The following is a 19,995-nucleotide window of genomic DNA, read 5'->3' as shown; positions in this document are numbered from 1 at the left end:
GGCAAAGCCGCCCGCCGCGCGTATCTTTGCCCACCCATTCAGAGAGGTGTCCGAGTGGTCGAAGGAGCACGCCTGGAAAGTGTGTATGGGCCAAAAGCTCATCGTGGGTTCGAATCCCATCCTCTCTGCTGATAATAAAGAATACCCGATGTAAACACTTGATTTACAGCGGGTATTTTGGCTTTCGTCAGACAAGCGTCAAGTAATCCCCTTGCCGATGGCCACTGGTATGCGAAAGCCGCCTGCCGCCTCGATGATGGTTACTAGGATTACTACTACGAACATGAACTGCGTAGTGCGGGGCGGTGGAACTCGGAACAAGTATAAGTTGCCCGCGTGAAGCGTTCGCATAGATTACCACTTGTACTGGCTCTTATGGGCACAGTAGTCCTTTTCGGACTGTGGGGTGAAACCCTAACCCGCGACTATCCATACGCCTTGCCATCGGCTGTAGTCTTGCTCTTGGGTAATGAGCTGTTGGAGAAGTGGCTAGGTAGGAAAGCAGGTAATTAAAAAGCCCCGGCCTAGCCAGGTCTGGACCTTTTCGTCGAGTAGGCCACACTACGCTCGGCACTAAAAAGCCCTGCCCGACTCGGGCAGGGTTTTTCTTATTTAGGATGAAGAGAACCTCAGGAGGTTCTGAAGCAGGTTACTGGCCAACCATAGTAAACGTTACCAAACCCGACAGCTAGCCTACAGTTCGGGTAGCCGCACGTAGTGGCTATTGGGGTGGTCCAGCGGCTCGGCACTCACGAAGCTGCACGCCACCACGGGCTTCCCGTCCTCAGTACTTATCTCTATAAAGAAGCCGCGTCCCCTCCTTTTGACTTTTCCAACGCTGGGCTAGAAAGGTACCTACAGGCCAGCCCTAGGGCCAGCACCCAGACCGGAAAGCCGAGTACGGGGTAACGGGCGAGGACAAGCAGGGGCTGCAGCATGGGGAAAATAAAAACCCCGGCCGGTTGGTCGGGGCTTTGTGATAAGGGAGCGAGCGAAAGTTTGTTAACGGAGCGCAGAAAGTCTATAGCCAGGAAACATACGTAGCTACTATGCTCGAGGTAAAGCTAAATGGCCACTTCCTGGATAAGTGCCAGCCTGCGCGTGATGAAATGGACAAAACAGGCGACGAACCTTCCTGGCAACGTCTAAAAAAGCCCGCTGGAAACCAGCGGACCTTTCTGAGCTATGAAAACAAACTTAACTACTTATAATAAAATACAGTAGCACGTCAACTTACGGTAAGATTTTCGTAGCGTATTGCTTCAGATTACTTAAATCTGCGAATTGGCATTATTAGTAGCTAAAACTATATTTTATCTGGGTAGTTACTGCGCATAAGGGCTAGCCCTAAGGTAGCAGGCTAGTTAGCAAACCTACCCCCACCGCCCCTAGGGTCAGCCCCACGCGCAGCAGCCAGCCCACCAGGCGCACTATACTATATAGATAAAGCCTTTGCTGTTTGCGTGCCGCCGACCGAATGGTTTCTCGCTCTTTGCAGCACGCTTTAACTCAGGCCCGGTGTATACTACTCCCGCGCCAGCTGCAATTCTGGTCTTTCCGGAGTGAGTAGTGGGATGTTCTCAACCAAGAGGGAGGAGTTGTCGAGGCCGAAGCTCTGCTGCTGGCTCGCCCCCAGCCAGCGTAAAGCACCCGACACCCGCGCCACTAGCCGCTGCCAGCCGCTTAGGCTTTGGGCGTAGGGCAGGGTGCGATTAAGGATGACAAATTCGAAGTCGCCCACCTCACCGCGCAGCGAGGCGTAGCGCGAGCTGATGTCAAGCTGCCCAGCCGCCACCATGTCCGTGACTACTTGCCGGAACATGTAGTTAATGGCGTGGTCCACCCGGAAGCCCAGCCGGAAATCAATGCGCACTAAGTCGTCAGGTAAAATGACTTCGGCGTGGTAGGCGCGGGTGTAGGGCTCGTCCGTAGTCGTTACGTGCAGCAGGTAATACACGTCAGCGCGCTTAGGGCTTTTGCGGAAGATGCTGTGCATGATGGCGTTTTCCACCAGTTTAGGGTTCGTGGAGTCGGTGAAATACACCAGGTTAGTTGCCAGCTTGGGCACGGTCTCGTCCTGGCTCAAGGCTTGCAAGCGGGGCAGGTAATCGGCCAGCGGCACGTACTTATAGAAATCCTGAAACAGCTGCCGGCCCTGAATCCAGCTCACCATCACCAGCAGCAGCAGTACGCCCAACAGCACGCTCAGCCAGCCGCCCTGCGGAAACTTGCGCAGGTTAGCCACCAGAAAGCTGCCTTCCACTGTGAAATACGCGGCCAGCAGCAGGCCTATCCACACCCAGTTGGCCCGGCGCAGACGTAGGTAATACGCTAGCAGAATGGTCGTCATCAGCATCGTAATTGTGACGGCCAGCCCGAAGGCAGCCTCCATGCGGCTGCTCTCGCGGAAGTAGAGCACTACCCCCACACAGCCCGCCCCCAGCAGCCAGGTTAGGGAGGGCACGTAGGCCTGCCCGCGCAGCTCTGTGGGGTAGGAAATCTTGACTTTAGGCCAGAAGTTGAGCTGCAGGGCCTCAATGATGAGCGTGTAAGAGCCCGAGATAAGCGCCTGGGAAGCGATAATGGTAGCCAGCGTACAAAGGATAATGGCCGGCAGCAGTCCCCGGCGCGGTATCATCTCGAAAAACAAATTCTGCTCGCCCAGCGGCCGGCCCAGGTGCCGCAGCAGCCACGCCCCCTGGCCCAGGTAGTTGCATAGCAAACACCCTTTCACGAAGGCCCACGACACGTAGATGTTGCGCCGCCCCACGTGGCCCATGTCGGCGTAGAGTGCTTCCGCGCCCGTGCTACACAGAAAAATGCTGCCCAGCAGCCAGAACGCACCCGGTACTTGCGTAACCAGGTGGAAGGCATAGTAGGGGTTAAGCGCCCGCAGGATGCCCGGCTCGCGCAGCACGTAAGGCAGCCCTAGGGCGGCTATCATGCTGAAAAACAACAGCATTACCGGCCCAAATAGCTTGCCAATAATCGCCGTGCCAAACTGCTGAAACGCAAACAACCCCACAATGATAGCCAGCACGATGGGCACCGTGTTCAAGTCAGGCTTGAGCACCTGCAAGCCCTCAATGGCTGATGACACGGAGATGGGCGGCGTGATAATGCCGTCCGCTAGCAGCGCCGCCGCCCCTACGATGGCCGGGATGTAGAGGTACTTGAGGTGCAGCCGCCGCAGCAGGGCGTAGAGCGACAGGATGCCGCCCTCGCCGTGGTTATCAGCCCGCATGGCAATGAGCACGTACTTGACGGTGGTGAGCAGCGTCAGCGTCCAGATGATGGCCGAAATGGTGCCCAGCACGACCTCCTCCGTCACGGGCCGGTGCACGAACACGCCGCGCACGGTGTAGAGCGGCGAGGTGCCGATGTCGCCGTAAACGATGCCCAAGGCAATGAGCGTGCCCGCCGCCGTGATGCGTTGGTGTAGGCTGGCCGCCGAGTGGGCCGGCACGGTAGGCGTAGTAGTAGGGGGAGTCATGACTGCAAGTTGCTACCGAGCAAAGTAGCTTTTGCTGAAGAAAGCAAGAGGCTACCGAACTGCTAATAGTAGGGAAGCAGGGGCCGCTGCCCAGCCCTAGCCTTGCTGACTGCCGAAGATTAGCTGGCAGGCCCCTATAAGCAAGACCTATGCGGGGCCGACCAACTAGAGCGGTTTCGCAGCCAGTGGGCAGTAACGCAGACTGTTATTCCGCGCTACTGCCTACTGGCTGCGAAACCGCTTTAAGAGGCTACTCCTCCGCTGGCCGGGGGCCGCGTAGGTAGGGCTGCAAGACGGCCAAGGCCCGCTGAGCCCGGGTGGTATCGCCTAGCTGCGCGGCCGACCGGTATACATTCTGCACCTGCAGCAAGTTGAGATTACGGGGGTAGTCAAACAGGGCGCCATCCGGGCGAGCGGCGTAGTAGTTGATGGCCTGCGTAGCCTCGCGTAGCGTCGTGTCGAGCAGCACATTGGCCCGGGCGCGCTCGCCGCCCGCCGCCAGCGCCGGTGCCAGCAGGGGCGAGAACGAGTCGTAGGGTATTGTATCGGGCGGCATCACCTGCAGGCAGTAGTCAGCCACTTCGTGGGCCTTGGCGCGGTTGCCCTGGGCTAGGTACGTATTAGCCAGCCGGGCAAATTTGTCGCGGTAGTACGACGGGAAGCGCAGACTATTCTCGTCGTAGTAAATGGCGTGGTCGCGCAGCCCGCGGTAAGCAAACGTGCGCAGTAAGCGCTGGTAATTGAGGTTGGGCTCGACGTAGCCCTCTTCGCCGGTGCTGGCATAGCCGGGGTCTTGCAGGGGCAGCAAGCGGTAGGCCAAGCCTTCTAGTTGGAAGTAAGGCTGCAAATTCATGTAATCGGCCGGGTTGACGGTGGAGCTGAAATAGATGGGCCGGCGCCAGTTGTTCGTGGCGATGATGTCGAGGATGGCCAGATTCTTCTTCTCGATGGCGCGCTTGCCCATGCTCCAGCGCAGCTCGCTTACTAGCTGGTTTTGGCGGTCGGCCGGCACCAGGCCGAGGCGCTTGACGGCCGTCGTATCCACTTTGAGGTAGAAGTTGGGCGTGGGGAACGTGCTCGTCGAATACGTGCCATCCGTGTAGCGTAGCAGCGGGCTATTCTGCCCCACCAAGCCAATGAACTGCTTGAGGTCGAGGCTATCCACGGCCGCGTTCGGCATAAAGGGCAAGAGGTCGTTGTTGCCTTGGGCGTAGGCCTGCTCGCCCATGGAGAAGGGCAAGGGGGCCGACGCATACGAGGGCCGCTTCATCTGCTGGATATACCAATCAGTATTTAAATACGTGAGCACGATGACGCGCACGTCGGTGCGTCGGCCCTCCACTTCCTGCGCGTACCAGAGCGGGAACGTGTCATTGTCGCCGTTGGTGAACAGGATGGCGTTCGGAGCGCACGAGTTGAGCAAATTACGGGCGGCATCCACCGAAGCGTAGCGGCCCGAGCGGTCGTGGTCGTCCCAACCTTGCGCTACCAGAATGGCGGGCGACACCAGGCCTAGCAGGATGGCGGCGGCCGTGCGCAGCTGGTTGTTGCGCAGCACTTGCTGCAAAGCCTGCGCCAGCCCAATAACCCCTAGGCCAATCCAGATGGCAAAAGCAAACGTAGCCCCGGTGAAGGTATAGTCACGCTCACGGGGTTCCGAAGGGGGTTGGTTCAGGTAAATAATAATGGCCATCCCCGTCAGTAAAAACAGCAGCCCGACGGTCAGCGCATCGTGCCCGCGGCGGCGCAGCTGCCCAAACAAGCCAATGAGGCCTAGGATGAGCGGAATGGCGAAGAAGTTATTATGGGCAAAGCTGCCCCCAATGCGGGACGGGAGGCTACTGGCGCCGGGCCCGAAGGGCGTGAGCACCCCGGCTTGCTGAATGTCGGACTCGCGCCCGATGTAGTTCCAGCCGAAGTAGCGCCAGAACATGTGCCCTAGTTGGTAGCGCAAGAGGAAGCCCAGGTTTTGGGCCATGGTGGGCCTAGGGCTACTGCTCGGGTGGCGGCTGTCAACCTGCAGGTCGGGCACCCATTTAGCATACTCCTGAAGTTGAATAGGCTCCGAGCTGTAGATACGGGGCAGCAGCATCTTGTCGGCGTCGGCATAGCCGGGCTCCTGGGCGCGGGGCAGAATCTCGACGTACTTGCCGCCTTCGCGCCGGTAGCGCGGGGTGCCGTCCTCGTAGTGGTCGGGCTGGGCGTTGTACTGCGGGCCGTAGAGCAGGGGCCTAGAGCCGTACTGCTCGCGCTTGAGGTAGCTCACGAACGACAATACATTGGAAGGGTCATTCTGATTGATGGTAGGCTTGAATGCGGCCCGGATGGGTACAATCAGGTAGGTGGAGTAGCCAATCAGAATGAACACGAAGCACAGCATGCTGGTGTTTAGTAGCTGGCTGCGACGCTGAAACGACTGCCGGAAGCCCAGCCAAATCAAGCCCACGAACAGCCCCAGGAAAATAATCAAGCCCGCATCGAAGGGCAGGCCGAGGCTGTTGACGAAGAACACCTCGAAGCTGCCGGCCAGCGTGGGCAGGCCCGGAATGATGCCCACCAGCACCGAGCCTACAATCACCAGGCTTACCGCCAGCGTGATGACCCCGCCCAGGACGGTGGGCTGGGGATGGCGGCGGTAGTAGTAGATGAGAGCCAGGGCGGGCACGGCCAGCAAATTGAGCAAGTGCACCCCGATGCTCAAGCCAATGACGTAGGCAATCAGAATCAGCCACTTTTCGGCGTCGGGCTCGTCGGCGCGCTCCTCCCACTTGAGCATTATCCACACCACGGCCGCCGTGCACAAGCTCGACATGGCGTAGACCTCGCCCTCGACGGCGTTGAACCAGAACGAGTCGGAGAAGGCGAACGAGAGCGCGCCCACCGCCCCGGCCCCGAGGATGAGCCAGGTTTGCAGGCTAGTGGGCTCGGGCGTCTCGGTCTCGAACTCGGCGCGGGCCAGCAGCAGCTTGCGGGCCATGCGCGTGATTATCCAGAACAGAAACAGCACGGTAAACGCGCTGCTCAGCCCCGAGAGGGCGTTGATGAGCGGGGCCACGTGCGCGCGGTTGCCGAAGCTGAGCAGCGAGAGGAGGCGGCCCAGGATAAGGAAGGTGGGGGCGCCGGGGGGGTGGGGCACCAGCAGCTTGTAGGAGCAGGCGATGAACTCGCCGCAGTCCCAGAACGAGGCCGTGGGCTCGAGCGTGAGCAGGTACGTAGCCAGGGCCAGGGCAAAGACTACCCAGCCAGCCAAGGTATTGCGTGCAGTAAAGGTGGACATGGAAACGGGGAATAAGCAGAAGCAAGCGACGGAGTACTACTACTGCGGCTGAGCCCGTTTTGTCCGAAGGAGGTGGCAGTACCGTGCCCAGCTAGCAAGTGCGTTAACGACACCGTGAGGATAAGCGAGGTTGCGCCTGCTACCTGCGCGGCAGCTATTTTAGGCGTTACCCGCCGAGCAGCTAGTTGCCAGCCGAATGGACGGTTGGCACCACAGCTAGGGCTTCACAAAGCAATTCAAGCGGGTTCCCTACGGCATCCGACACATCGAGTTCTAAGCGAAAATTCCCCGCACAAAAACTAGTTGGAAGCCAGCCATCCTCTGGCACACCAAAGCGTATTACAGCGTATTACTACGGGTGAAGAAACCGCTGAAAGTTCAAGCATTCGTGCAAAGCTGTAAGCGCCTCTTTATAGCCCTAGGCCCCGACGGCAACGGTGGGGCTTTCTTGTGGTTTGAGGGCACACCAATTGCATGACAAAGCCCTCTTGAGCTGGGTGCAACCAATAAGGGTTGAGCTGCCATCTTATAGGTCATTCCTCCATCCCTGCTCCATCTTCCACATGCGTTCTATCGCGTTACTTACTCTCGGTTGCTTTGGCCTACCTCTTGCCGCGCTCGCCCAAACGGCACCTCACTTCTACCTAGGTGCTGGGGCATCCCTGCATACGGACCGCGTATTCCTGCCTTTTTCCACCAACAGCATAGGGCCAGCTATTACGCTAGGCTGGCAACTTAGCCCCCGCTGGGCTATTCAGACGGGCGCTAGCTTCGGCCGGGGCTCCGCCAGCGGTAGCTTCACTCGTGACTCGGCTAGCGTTACACTCGGCGTGTATAAATCTGCGCTGCGCCGGGACGTGCTGGTGGTGCCCTTACTGGCTCGCTTTACCATTACCGCCCCCACCTCGCGCCTGCACGTGGACGTATTAGCCGGCGCTAGTTGGGCGCATACGATAGATAAGCGCAGTGGGGAGTATACCGACGCCGTGCAGCCCACCCGCAACCAAGCCGGCGCCTATACCGCCGTAGAAAACACCGCAAACGTAGTGCTGGGGCCAGCACTACGCTACTCGGCTGGCACCCGATTGGACCTTACCGCCAACAGCCTACTTAATGTGGATTTCTTTAACCACTACAATTATAATTTCGGCAACCGTAGCTTCCTTAACACCCAGTTAGGGGTGCAGTATAGCTTTGGCCGGTAAGGTTAAGCACAAGCCACCCAGAAGCCCCCGCCTTGCCCAGGGCCGGGGACTTCTGGGTAGGGCGGGGGCATAAAAACTTTGCTGCTGGTCTATAGCTGCTTATTGAAGTAGCGAAGCGGTAAGGCGCGGTTAAGCGCTATCAAGCCGCTGCCAACAAGCAGAAAACAAGCGAGTACCACACCGCTATTGCGTAGCACCTGCGCGTAGCCTAGGGTTGACACGTTCAGGAACGGGTACGGATACCACTGCGCTACTGGGCCGCGCAGCAGGGAGTACCCCAAGTAAGCGGCTGGAAAGACTAGCCACGCCCCTAGCTGGGCCCAGCGCAGGGTTCGGCGCGGAGTAAACCATAGCCAGTAGCCAACATACAACACGGGCACCACTACGTGCAGCAGCGTATCGGCCAGCCAGGACCAGCCCGCTAGCAGCAGCAGGCCGCGCAGGACGGTGTTGTACACGAGCGCGACTACGACAATGTACAGCGCCACCGCGGTTTGGCTGGCTGGGCTGGCCGCGTAGCGCCCCAGCTTGGTGCTGGGCCAGCCCAGGGCCAGCGTTAGACTCAGCGCAACCGCTAGGTTGGAAATAATGGTGAAGTAGCTGAGCAAATTGAGCAGACTACCCGTCGTTAATACGGCCTGCAGTAGCAGGGCAAACCAAGCAGTAGCGGCAGTAAGGCTTCCTAACAGTTGGCCAGGCACCTTCCTGGGAAGCATAGTCATTGCCATAAGCGAACGATTAGTTAGGGCAACTAAAATCGCAGCTAGCGGCTAGCTGTTTTAATAGCGCATGACCCTAGGTATCAGTTAATTGTTTGCTAGGTAAAAATAAAAGTTTTGTGAGATTAGGTGATAAAAAGGAGTGCGCGCAAAGCATCAAGAAAGGGCAGGGCGCTGAATAGGGGAGCCTGGGGTGAGGAGCTTTTAAAAAAGCAGGGGCGGGCCCACGGGACGGGGCGCAATCGGGTGGGTGCGGGGGTTGGGGACCAGCTACTACTCCGCCCAACGCCTTGCTACCTGGTGCTGCTTACGTCGCCACCAGCGTTGAAACTAGGTAAGCGGGGGTGTAGGCTCGCCTACTTCTTGCGTCACTATACCCTAGGTGGCCGCAGTAGGTTATGTGAGATATATCATTAATTATGAGCTAATAACCTGCGCAGCTCACATAAGGATAAGCGTATGAGCGTGCTGATAAGCAACTGTTAAAAATTCCCGCCGCGGCGGATAGGATTCTTTGGGTTAGAGGGAAAAGACGCTGAGGATTTCGTTGGTATATTACTTGGCAGTCGCTTTTTGCTCGGCAGCCAGTTCGTTGCTCTTGAGCGTGACTATACAAATTTCATAGTCCCCGCTCCCGACCCTGGTAACGTACATCGTGACCTTGTTGCCCTCCCAAGTTTGGGCTGCCCCGTTGGCCGAGGTGCTTGGGCCGTACTGCTGCGTAAGGCTAGCTACCAACGCTTCGCTGTTGTCGGCGCCCCGCGTGCCGAAGACAATAGAAGCCAATCGCCCTTGGTAAGTAGTAAAGTACAAATTGGTAAGCTGGGTATTGCCTAGCAACAGGGGCTCTTTGCGGCTTTCGTAAATAACCCCTTCTTTGCGCTTCAACTGGGGATACTCCTTGATTGGCGCTCCTAGCACGTAAGTCCGAAACCCGTTTTGGGCGTCCAAGGCGCTTATGGGACCAGCTTGTACGGGTGGGGTTGGGGCAGTTTGGGCCTGCGCTGGCCCTAGGGCCAAGCAGAGTAGAGAGGCGGTGAGTAAGAAGTGTTTCATGCAGGGTAAGATATGGAAAAATTGCTATTTGGTAAGGGTGGGGTGTAGTGAGTGGCGGGTAGTCTTAATTACGTGTTACATGCTGCGTACCCGTGCCCAGGTAGTCGCTAAGAAGCTGCTAACCTAGGGCAGGGGCCGCAGTACCACCCGGCGATTGCGCGGCCGCTCGGCCGGAATCGTGTTGTCGGCTACCGGTTGGGTGCCGCCCAGGCCCAGCGCCTGCAGGCGGTAGGGGGCTATGCCGTGCGCCTGCAGGTAGCGGCAAACGGCTTCGGCGCGCCGCTGCGAGAGCTGCTGGTTGATGGCCGGGTCACCCTGATTATCGGTGTGGCCCTGCACTTGCAGGTGCAGGGTAGGCTGGCCGACCAAGGCCTGCGCCAGTGTGTCAAGGCTAGCCCGTGCGGCCGGTAGTAAGCCCGCTTGGCCCTGCTCGAAGTACAATGTGCGTAGCGTCACAGCCTGGCCCGCCGCCAAGCGAGCCGCCACCGTTGTAACTCTATTCGAACTCGTTGCGGCGGGCGGACTCGGGGTTAGGGGCTGGTTGGCCCCTAGGGCTAAATAGCTGCGTGGTCGAGGTTTGCTGGCGGCCTCAGTGCTCGGGTGCAGCACCAGCACACTCGTGGGGGCTGCGGGCGGCCTAGCCGGCGGGGGCAAAGGGATGGCCGGCGCTGCTTCCACTACTGCTGCTACAGGTGCTGGGGGCAGGGTGGGGGCGTCACTGAATAAGTAGCGCGTTGGCACGACAACTACTTCTGAAGAAGCCATGGCAAAGCTTCCCCGAGTGTGACGAGGGCGGGAAGTGGCTGGCGCAGCGGGCAGTTCCCAGGCGAGCCGGACCCGGGTGGCAGCCGTCGCCTGGCAATAGTCAAGGCGCAGGGCGTAGGCCTGGCCAGCGCGCAAGTCAACCGCCACCTGGTGATAGCTCAGGCCCTGGCCGCGCCAATCGTCGAGCAGCGGGCGCTCGTCTAGCCACAGGCGCAGGCCGTCATCAGCGCTCAGGTGTAGCACGTAGCGGCCCGTGGTGGGCGGCACCAGCCAGCCCGTCCAGCGCACCGAGAACTGCTCGGCCCCGACCCCGGCCACCGGGCGCCGCGCGTGCCAGTCGAAGTTGATAACGGCATCGCGGCGCGTGGTGACGAACTGGTCGAAATTGGCGCCTTGGTAATAAGCGCCCTGCAGGCCATTACCCACTGGCACCTGCGCCCCTACGCCGGTAGGTAACATCCCGGCCAACCATCCAAAAAGCCACCGATAGCGAAGCATGCTGGAAAGAGCGTAGTTGGTAGCAATTGGTTGCTAGCGCAAAGGCAGCGGTTATGGCCGTACGCCCTGGCGCCAGCTATTGCTAGTCCTTTTTGGGACACCAAATGCAACAGCGCAGGTGCGCAAAGCTGCCGCTAGCCACTAAGCAGGCTCCCGCGTCGGGTGCCAGTAAGGCGTCCTAATCGAGCTAGCGGCTCGCCCTAGGGTCCCCTAAGCAAGGTAGCGAGGCCAAGCTTGTCGATGGCAATGGCAATGAGCCACGGCCACGAAAAAGCCCCAGCTGGTTGGCTGGGGCTTTACTACTGTAACCGAAAAAGAAATGATGGCTTTCGCTATTGCACAACTACCCGCTTGGTCAGGGTGCTGCTGCCGGCTTGCAGGCGCAGCACGTACACCCCCGCGGCCAGGCCAGCGGTTTCGAGCGTAAGCGTAGTGCCCGTTGCCGACTGCGCGGCGCTCTGGCGACCTACGGTCTGGCCCAGCGAGTTGAGTAGCTCGGCTTGCACGCTGGAAGCGGCCGCTACGGCCGGCACCTGCACCGTAAAGCGCTCGTGCGCCGGGTTAGGATACACGCCCACCTCGGTGGCGCTCAGGCTGGCCACGGCGGCAAGCGGGCTGAAGCGCAGCGTGAAGCGGTCCGCGAGGGGAGCTGCCACCTGGCTAGCTGCTACGCTAAAGGTGTAGCGCGTGCCTGCCGCCAGCGGCACGGTTTGGCCCGTCTGGCCGTCGTGCAGATACGCGGTGAGGCCCGCGGGCAAGTTGCGGAGGGCCGCTGCGCTGAGCGAATAGGTGCCGGCCTTGGGCACGCTCACGGCCAGCGGAATGGTGGTGGCCGCCGTAAAGGCCGCGCGCCCGTCAATTGCCAGGCGCTGGCTGCCAGCCAGGCTGGCCAGGTTCAGGCCCTTAGGGTTGGGCAGCTTGGCGGCGTCGAAGGCGTCGTCGAAGGCCGGGGTAGCACCGGCTTCGGCATAGGCGTAGAACGTATCGGCCGCGCCGGCCGGGGTGCCAAGCTCGAGCTGCACCAAAGCGCGCGCGTCGGCCGCTGAGCGCTGGAAGGAAGTCGCATCGGGGCTGGTCAGGCGCTGGCTGTTCCGAAAAACAAAGGTGCTGCTCGTACCAGGCGTGGCCACGCGGGCAAAGAAGCCTTGCCCCACGGGAATAATGGGGTTGCCCCCCACGCCGTTGATGTAGGCGCGGTACTGGCCATCGTACTGGCTGGTGCTGCTGTACACGTAAATGGCCTCTTCCAGCCCGGCCCGGTCGGCCGGGGCTACGCGCGAGTAGTCGAGCGGGGCCGGGTAGGGGTTGCCCATGAGCTGCCAGCCAGCGTCGTCCGAGTTGGGCGTGTCGGCGGCGTTGCGGTCAAGCTTTACGCTGAGGTCGCCGTTGGTGAGGGTGCCCGTAAAATCCACCAGCTCGCTGGCGCTGATATTCACGTCGTAACCCCGGCCCGGCACCAGGGGAGCGCTGGTAGTAGCGGGCGAGAAAAAGCCTTTATCAAAGTTGTACAGCGAGTTGGAGAGTACCACCCGGGCCTGGTCGTAGCCAAACACCGTGGGGAAGGGCATTACCTGGTCCGGGGTGGGGCTGCTGTTGTAGGCGGCGTTGACTACCGGCTGGAAGCCCTTGGTGGCCAGGTCGGCCACGGTCGAGTTGCGTACCGGCGAGCTGTAGTGGCGGTAGCCCAGGCCGGGGTTCAGGCTCGGGTCGATGTAGCGCTGCACGGTGGCTGCGCCTACTACCTCGCCGCCGCTGTTTACCACTAGCGCGTCGCCCTGGCTGCTCGACTCCAGCGTGAAGGTGTTGCCCTGCGTGGCGAGCGAGCCCGTCAGCGTCAGCACGCGCCGCACCGAGGCGCCGGCGCTGGTGCCCAGCCGCACGCCCGCGGTGTTCACCGTGAGGTCCCAGAAGCGGGTAGTGCTGCTGCCAAAGATGTTCGGGCCGTCAGACGCGGCCGCGGTGCCTAGGGCCACCGCGCCGCCCGTAGGCGCGAAGGTGCCGTTGTTGGTCAGGTTGCCGCGCACGTCGAGCGTGCCGCCGCTTTGCGTCAGCGACGCCCCCGAATTAATAGTTAGGGCGCGGGTAGTGGGCATGCCCGCCGTCAGCACGGGGTAGCGGGGCGCCCCGCTCGGGATAGTGGCATCCAGCGAGGCGTTGGGTACTCCCGCGGTCCAGTTTTGGGCCGTAAACCAGTCGGTGCTAACGGCGCCCGTCCAAGTAGTCTGCGGGCTACCCGCCACCAGCACCGCCTTGTCGGCCTGCACGAAGCCGTAGCCGGTGCGGAAGTCAAACCCCGTATCAAATTCTGGGGTGAAGGGGTCGTCCATATCCTGCGCGGTGGCTGTCAATAGGTTCGTTACATCAACGGGAGTCAACCTATTGCGGGCCGCTTCTTGCATCAGCGCGGCTACGGCCGCTACGTGCGGCGCGGCGGCCGAGGTGCCAAAGAAGTTAGGATAAGCATCGGGGTCGAGCGACGTATCGGAGCCGAAGAAGGTATTGTTGCCCCCGTCGGGGCCCGTCACCACCGGCTTGCGGCGAATCTTGCTGTCATCGTAGCCCGTATTCACGCCTGCGGTGGTGATGAATACCGGCGTGCCCCCTTGTGACGAGAAGGACTCCACTACGGGCCGGGTGATATTGGTATTAAATACGGGGGTGTTGTACCAGGGGGAGGCGGCTACGGCCACCGCACTCGTGGCATTGGCATGGCCAAATACCGTGGAGCTGTTGGTAACGTACTCGGTCGGCACGGCGGTGGAGCTGCCGAAGTTAACGTACTTCATCAGCCCAGGGTCGGGGCCTGCATACTTGACAATGGCCAGCTCGACGGTAGTAGCCGTGCTGAAGCTTATGCTAATAAACTCGAACGGGTCGCCGCCAATGTTATCGCGCAGCGACGATAACGACGTGCGCACCACGCCATTAACTAATACCAGCAGGTCGAGGTCAGTTTGGGCGCCCGTGCCGCCGCTCACCGTGTAGAAGGGCTGTGCCCACTGAAAGGAGAGCCGCAGTGTGCCACCTGCCGGAATCCGAACGCTCTGCGTAATGTCGCCGCCCCCGAAGTCGTGCGCTACACCGTAGCTGGAGCCGTCGGCGGCGAGAATTTCTTTGCCCGAGTTCTTGAAGGTAGCCTGGTACGACTGCCGAGCTTGGTTGCCCGCAGCGCTGAAGTAGGGCACGTTGCGCGCCACCACCTGGTCCACGGCCTGGGCAATGATGCCGTCCTGGAACATCGGCTCGGCGAAGTAAATCACGTCGTCCACCACGATGTTGCAGCCCGCGTCGGCCAGCTTGCCGATGCCGCTGGCAAAGCCCGCCTGACCTAGGTTAGCCGTGTGGAAGGCAATTTGAGCCCCCGGCGCCACGTCGTGCACAATTTCGGCCATGGCTCGGCCTTCGTCAGTGCCGCCCGTAATGTCGGCCAGCACCTGCACGTCGGCGGGAAGGTCGCCGGAGGCAACCCCGGCCGCCGGGCCGCCGGCTATCGAGCCGTAGCTGTCCGAAATCACCCCCACCTTGGAGCCCGCGCCCGACACTCCGTAGGTTGCCCGCGCCTTATCGGCCATCAGCGAGGCGTCGCCCTGCGAGGTAACGAGGCCCACGTTGTGCATGGGCTGGTAGGCGGGCGTGGCAAAGCGTAGCGTTTCCACCCGCTCAAGCTGGCCGACCTTATCGATGGGAAACAAGCCCGAAACTACCCGGCCATACACCGAGCCTTGCTTCAACCCTAGCTGCTGGAGCTGCTGCAGTAGCTGGTGCCCGTCGGCGCTGGTAGCGGCCGCGTCGATAACGACGTAGCCATCCTGAATTTGCAGCAGGTCGATTTTCTCCGGCTCCGCCGACTTAGTGGTGCGGGTAGTCGTTTTGGGGCGGTTAGCGGCTTTGCTATCGGCTAGCTCGCGCAGCTCCGTAGCGGCCTTAAACTTGGCGCCGCTATACTTCGCATCTTGCGCAAAGCTGACAGTACTGGTACCAGCCACCAGGCCAGCCCAGGCCAGTAGGGTACCCACGCATAGTAGGGGTTTTCTCATAAAAAGTAGCGTGAAAGGGGGATGAACTTGAGGGGCGCAATATAGGATGCCGCCTATTGATTGGCACCAGAATAGTATCTTTTTGGTGATTTTTTGTGCATATAATTGCGAAAGACCACCGGATACTGTTGCTGACCAGCTTATACAAGGGCCTACGTCTTTTCCGCCGCTCCGCAATCCGGGTTAGCTGATGCGCGGGGCTACCACCCGCCGCTGCAAGCAGCCTGAGCAATTTCACAGGCTATTCATTGTGAAGGGGATAAGTTGAGCGATGTTTAGCTTTCCTCTCTTTATAGCCGCGCCCCGCGCCTTAGTACCGTGCTGACACTACTAGAGGTAACCAGGGGCGTAGCATTGACGGAGGGTATGCGCGCTGGGCGGGAGGGCAAGACCTACCCTAGGGCACCTTCGCGACAATTAAGCTACCGGGGTTTTCTATGGCCTCGCCGCCCATGAGCCCTTAATTCACCGCTAGGCTACTAAGGCAGTCTAGTTAGGCAATTAACAGTTAACCAGTACAATTAATCTAGTAATTGGTAGAGTTTAAAGCTTCGTCATTAAATTTAGCCCCTAGGTTGGCTAGTAGCATCACACCTCCCTTATAGTTCAGCTTATGCTTGCAACCCTTACCCCTTTTTTAGCGCCCAATACCGATGTGCTGGAACAAGAGCACTATTTGGAGATACCGCTGCAGTCGGTTTCGCCTGGGTTGAACGCCAATATCTATTACTTCAACCACCCCGAGTGGGCGGAAGAGTATTTGACTTATTGCCACCGTAGCGAATCCTTCCGCAGCCGCTGGCAGGCCGCGCTGGGCGACGTGACAAATAAAGTAGTAGTGGACATTGGCTGCGGACCGGGCAATATCTTCGCTACCCTGCCGCATAAACCCAAAGTGCTTATCGGCGTCGATGTGGCCCCCAAGTCGTTGGAGCTGGCTAAGCAGGCCGGCTATACGACGGTGCTGGCCGACGCTACCTCGCTGCCTTTCCAAACCGGCTTTGCGGATATTGTCGTGCTCAATGCCACGCTGCACCACTGCGAGGATATGGCCGCCATTCTGGCCGAAGCCGCGCGGCTGGTGAAGCCGGGGGGCCTGCTCGTGACCGACCACGACCCGCAGCTCAGCGCCTGGGACTACAAGGGCGTTGCCAAGCTGCTGTGGAACGCGCGTTTGGTTATTTATAAGCTCATGCGCCAGGGCATGCACAAAACCGATAGCCAGCAGCAGTGGGGCCTGGCTTGCGAAATTCATCATAAGCCGGGCCACGGCGTGACAAACGCTTTTTTCAAGCAAATCCTGCAGCCGCTAGGCTTTGAGGTAGCCGTTTACCCCCACAACCATGACTTGGGCGCGGAGGTGCTAAAAGGCGAGAAAGGCACGGCCGAGCGAAAGTATCGGCTAGGCAACCTGCTTTCGGGCCGTAATCCTGATGCCGACACAAGCGCCTTAACGCTCATGTGCGTGGCCCGCCGGCAGTGAGCTACTAGGTTGTCTAGCAAGCAAGTAGCCTGGCTAATAATAGCTGCTCCTTACCTTATCAGGCGGTATGCATGACCGGCTTTTTCACGGCCATGTCCGCCCCCTAGCCTTACTGCATGGTAGCACTCCCCAACGAAATGCCCCGCCAACCGACGCTGAGCGTGGCGAGCAACAGAAACCAAGGTGCGGACCACCCAGCGACGGACCTCTCCCGCTTCCGCGTGGGGGGCTACCGCGCTGGCCCCCTGTGGAAGGTAGTGTTGTGGTATCCCATTAATTATTACCTCTTTGACACGCCTATTCCTTGGCCGTCACGGCTAAAAGTCGGCATCCTGCGGCTGTTTGGGGCCGATATAGGGAAGGGAGTGGTGATTAAGCCCAACGTGCGCATCAAGAATCCCTGGCGGCTGCGCATGGGCAACCACAGCTGGATTGGCGAGTCCGTCTGGATTGACAACATGGAAGACGTGGTGATTGGCTGCCACGTCAACCTTTCCCAGGGGGTCATCTTGCTGACGGGCAACCACGATTATACGCAAAGCAACTTTGCATTTCGCCTGGCAAAGATTACGCTGGAGGATGGGGTCTGGATTGGGGCGCGCTCCGTTGTCTGCCCCGGCGTCACGTGCCGTTCCCACGCGGTCTTATCGGTCAACTCGGTAGCTAGCAAGCCGTTGGAACCTTGGACAGTATACGCGGGCAACCCCGCCGTGCCCGTCCGCCCACGGGTGATGAGTGCGTAGCGCCGGCGGGACTACCTAGGCCGCCTAGTTTCACCCAGCCAGTCTTGATTCCAGCTTACAGCTAAACCCCTTCCTGGCCATGTCAGCTAGGAAGGGGTTTTAGCGTCTAGGCCATTGCTTGGGAAGTTGATGCCGCAGCCCCCCTAGGGCCGGGTGGCCGGCCGGGCCCGTAGCGGCGGCGCGTGCGAACTTGCCGGCTCGCTCTTTTGCCCACGTTACTTTATGCGCTACTACCTAGGGCTGCTCGCGGCGCTGGCGGCGAGTGGGCCAGCGGCGGCCCAGTCGGCGCCCCCCGTGGCTACTGCCTACCATGCCGCCGCGCGCCGCGCCCACGACTTGGTACATACCAAGCTAGCCGTGCGCTTCGACTATGCCAAGCGCTACCTCTACGGCCAGGCGTGGTTGACGCTACGCCCCCACGCCTACGCCACCGATACGCTGCGCCTCGACGCCAAGGGTATGAACATCAAGGCAGTAGCCTTGGTGGCGGGCGGTGGCCAGCAGCCCCTGCAGTTTAGCTACAACCAGCGCCAGCTGCTGATACACCTGGGGCGCGCCTTTCAACCCGGCGAGGCCTACACTGTTTACCTCGACTACGTGGCCAAGCCCGACGAGCTGGTGGCCACTGCCGGCGCCGCCATTCGCGGGGCCAAGGGGCTGTACTTTATCAACCCCGACAGCGCGGTGGCCGGCAAGCCCCGCCAAATTTGGACGCAGGGCGAGCCGGATGCCAACTCTGCCTGGTTTCCGACCATTGACGAGCCCAACCAGAAAACCACCCAGGAAATCAGCCTGACGGTGCCCGCCTACTACACCACGCTCAGCAACGGCCTGCTGGTGAGCCAAGTGCCGGCCGGCCCCGGCCTGCGCACCGACACCTGGCGCCAGGACCTGCCCCACGCGCCCTACCTGGCGATGCTGGCCGTGGGCGACTTCCGCGCGACCAAAGACACCTGGCGCGGCAAGGAGGTGAGCTACTACCTGGAGCCCCAGTACGCGCCCCAGGCCCGCGCCATATTTGGCAAAACGCCCCGCATGCTGGAGTTCTTCAGCGAGCGCCTAGGGGTGGCGTTTCCGTGGAGCAAGTACAGCCAGGTGGTGTGCCGCGACTTTGTGGCCGGCGCCATGGAAAATACCACGGCCTCCTTGTTTGGCGAGCAGGCCCAGGGCTCGGCCCGCGCCCTGCTCGACTGGCAGTACGCGGGCGTGGAGCGCGAAATTGCCCACGAGCTGTTTCACCACTGGTTTGGCGACTACGTGACGGCCGAAAGCTGGGGCAACCTGACGGTCAACGAGTCGTTTGCCAACTTCAGCGAAGTGCTGTGGGCCGAGCACGAATATGGGCCCGACGCCGGCGCCCAGCAGGCCGACCTGAGCCGGCAAAAATACCTGCGCAGCCCGGCCAGCGCCACCAAGCCGCTGGCCCGCCCGGTGTACGCCGCCAAGGACGACCTCTTTGACGCCGTGACCTACGAAAAAGGCGGCGCCGTGCTCAACATGCTGCGCGCCTATCTGGGCGAGGAGGTATTCTTTCGGGGCTTGCAGCGCTACCTCACGCAGCAGGCCCTAGGCACCGGCGAGGTGCACCAACTGCGGCTAGCCCTGGAGGCGGCGTCGGGGCAGGATTTGAACTGGTTTTTCAACCAGTGGTACTTCCGCGCCGGCCACCCGGTCGTCACAATTGACTACCAGTGGCAGGCCGCTCGGCAGCGGCAGGCGGTGGTGGTCCGCCAAACGCAGCCGGGCTTGCCTTTCCAGCTGCCGCTGCTGGTGGAGGTGCACGCCCAGGGCCGCGCCCGCCGCTACCCCGCCACCCTGCGCCACGCCGTGGATACGCTTTACTTCCCGGCGCCCACCCGGCCCGACCTGGTGCTCGTCGATGCCCAGCAGGTGCTGCTGTGGCAGCAAGACGACCGCAAATCCTTAACCGAGCTGGCGTACCAGTACCGGCACGCTCCCCAGTACCTGGCCCGGCGCGAGGCCCTGCGCGCCGCCCAAAGCCAACCCGCCAACCCCCTAGCCCAACAGCTGCTGTTAGCGGGCCTGGCCGATACTTCGCCCGCCTTGCGCGAGCTGGCCATCGGGCTGCTCGACCTGCAACAAAAGCCGTTGCGCGCGCGGGCGGCGCCTGTACTGGCCCGGCTGGCCGCCACCGACCCGGCGGTGGCCGTGCGGGCGGCGGCCCTAGCGGCGCTGGGCGCGGTGCAAGACGCGCGCTACGCCGCGCTGTTTACCCAGGCCCTGGGCAGCCCGTCGTACCGGGTGCAGGCGGCGGCTTTGCTGGCGCTGCTGGCCATCCATCCTGCCCAGGCCCTGGCCCGCGCCACCGCCCTCGAGGCCGACCACCAGGGCGCGCTCACCGGGGCGCTGGTGGCGGTGTATGGCCGCGCGGGCGGCGCAGCGCAGTGGCCTTCGGTGCTGGCCAAATACGACGCGGCCGGCCCCAGCCAGCGCTTCGAGATGCTGCCGGCGCTGGGCGAAATGCTCGGCCGCCTCGACGACCCGACTGCCCTCGCCCAGGGCATCGGCCGCATACGCGCGCTGACGGTGGAGTACAAGCAGTTCATTGACTATAAGCGCATTATAGCTTTGCTGCAACAAGTGCGGCAGCAGCAGGCCACCCGGCCCGCCGCCCGCCAGGCGGCCGAGCTGGTAGCCCAGGCCGTAGCCGCTATCGAGGCCGCCTAGGGGCCAGTAGCCAGCGCGCCCGCCAGGCTGG

General features: G+C 61.1%; 10 protein-coding genes and 1 tRNA gene. 5 read left to right on the top strand and 6 right to left on the bottom strand.

Features of this window, described 5'->3' with window-relative positions:
- Positions 1-40: 40 nt before the first annotated feature.
- A tRNA-Ser gene (locus tag HHL22_RS08685) sits at positions 41-128 on the top strand.
- 1,397 nt (positions 129-1,525) lie between these two features.
- Here HHL22_RS08685 and HHL22_RS08680 read toward each other — a convergent pair.
- A complete protein-coding gene (locus HHL22_RS08680) occupies positions 1,526-3,493 on the bottom strand; it encodes a KUP/HAK/KT family potassium transporter (RefSeq protein WP_169530525.1) in 1,968 nt (655 codons plus the stop codon).
- 250 nt (positions 3,494-3,743) lie between these two features.
- Complete coding sequence (locus HHL22_RS08675) at positions 3,744-6,770, bottom strand: glycosyltransferase family 117 protein (protein WP_169530524.1); 3,027 nt, start codon at positions 6,768-6,770, stop codon at positions 3,744-3,746.
- An 830-nt stretch (positions 6,771-7,600) separates the two neighbouring features.
- Between HHL22_RS08675 and HHL22_RS08670 the strand changes: the two genes are divergently transcribed.
- The gene (locus HHL22_RS08670) at positions 7,601-7,975 is read left to right on the top strand and encodes a hypothetical protein (protein ID WP_169530523.1); all 375 of its coding nucleotides are present in this window, start codon (positions 7,601-7,603) and stop codon (positions 7,973-7,975) included.
- Positions 7,976-8,064: 89 nt separating this feature from the next.
- On the opposite strand, the gene HHL22_RS08665 is transcribed toward HHL22_RS08670, so the two are convergent.
- The 4 genes from HHL22_RS08665 to HHL22_RS08650 all read right to left on the bottom strand — a co-directional run bounded on the left by HHL22_RS08665 (position 8,065) and on the right by HHL22_RS08650 (position 15,050).
- Positions 8,065-8,583, bottom strand: coding sequence for a Pr6Pr family membrane protein (locus tag HHL22_RS08665; RefSeq protein WP_169530522.1), 519 nt, complete (start codon positions 8,581-8,583; stop codon positions 8,065-8,067).
- Between the two features lie 666 nt (positions 8,584-9,249).
- Positions 9,250-9,750 (bottom strand): hypothetical protein, encoded by a 501-nt coding sequence (locus HHL22_RS08660; protein ID WP_169530521.1) that lies wholly within the window; start codon positions 9,748-9,750, stop codon positions 9,250-9,252.
- Between the two features lie 123 nt (positions 9,751-9,873).
- Positions 9,874-10,974 (bottom strand): PA14 domain-containing protein, encoded by a 1,101-nt coding sequence (locus tag HHL22_RS08655; RefSeq protein ID WP_169530520.1) that lies wholly within the window; start codon positions 10,972-10,974, stop codon positions 9,874-9,876.
- Positions 10,975-11,345: 371 nt separating this feature from the next.
- Positions 11,346-15,050, bottom strand: coding sequence for a T9SS type A sorting domain-containing protein (locus HHL22_RS08650; RefSeq protein WP_169530519.1), 3,705 nt, complete (start codon positions 15,048-15,050; stop codon positions 11,346-11,348).
- Positions 15,051-15,663: 613 nt separating this feature from the next.
- On the opposite strand from HHL22_RS08650, the gene HHL22_RS08645 reads away from it, so the two are divergent.
- The 3 genes from HHL22_RS08645 (at position 15,664) to HHL22_RS08635 (ending at position 19,964) form a co-directional block, all read left to right on the top strand.
- A complete protein-coding gene (locus HHL22_RS08645) occupies positions 15,664-16,533 on the top strand; it encodes a class I SAM-dependent methyltransferase (protein WP_169530518.1) in 870 nt (289 codons plus the stop codon).
- A gap of 116 nt (positions 16,534-16,649) precedes the next feature.
- Positions 16,650-17,276, top strand: coding sequence for a WcaF family extracellular polysaccharide biosynthesis acetyltransferase (locus tag HHL22_RS08640; RefSeq protein ID WP_317172641.1), 627 nt, complete (start codon positions 16,650-16,652; stop codon positions 17,274-17,276).
- Between the two features lie 222 nt (positions 17,277-17,498).
- Positions 17,499-19,964: a M1 family metallopeptidase gene (locus HHL22_RS08635; RefSeq protein ID WP_169530517.1), complete on the top strand. Its 2,466-nt coding sequence runs from the start codon at positions 17,499-17,501 to the stop codon at positions 19,962-19,964.
- The last annotated feature ends 31 nt before the right edge of the window (positions 19,965-19,995 follow it).

This window comes from Hymenobacter polaris, from assembly GCF_012927305.1.
Taxonomy (GTDB): domain Bacteria; phylum Bacteroidota; class Bacteroidia; order Cytophagales; family Hymenobacteraceae; genus Hymenobacter; species Hymenobacter polaris.
Note: the sequence above shows the minus strand (reverse complement) of the source record. Positions and strands in the feature narration are given on the sequence as shown.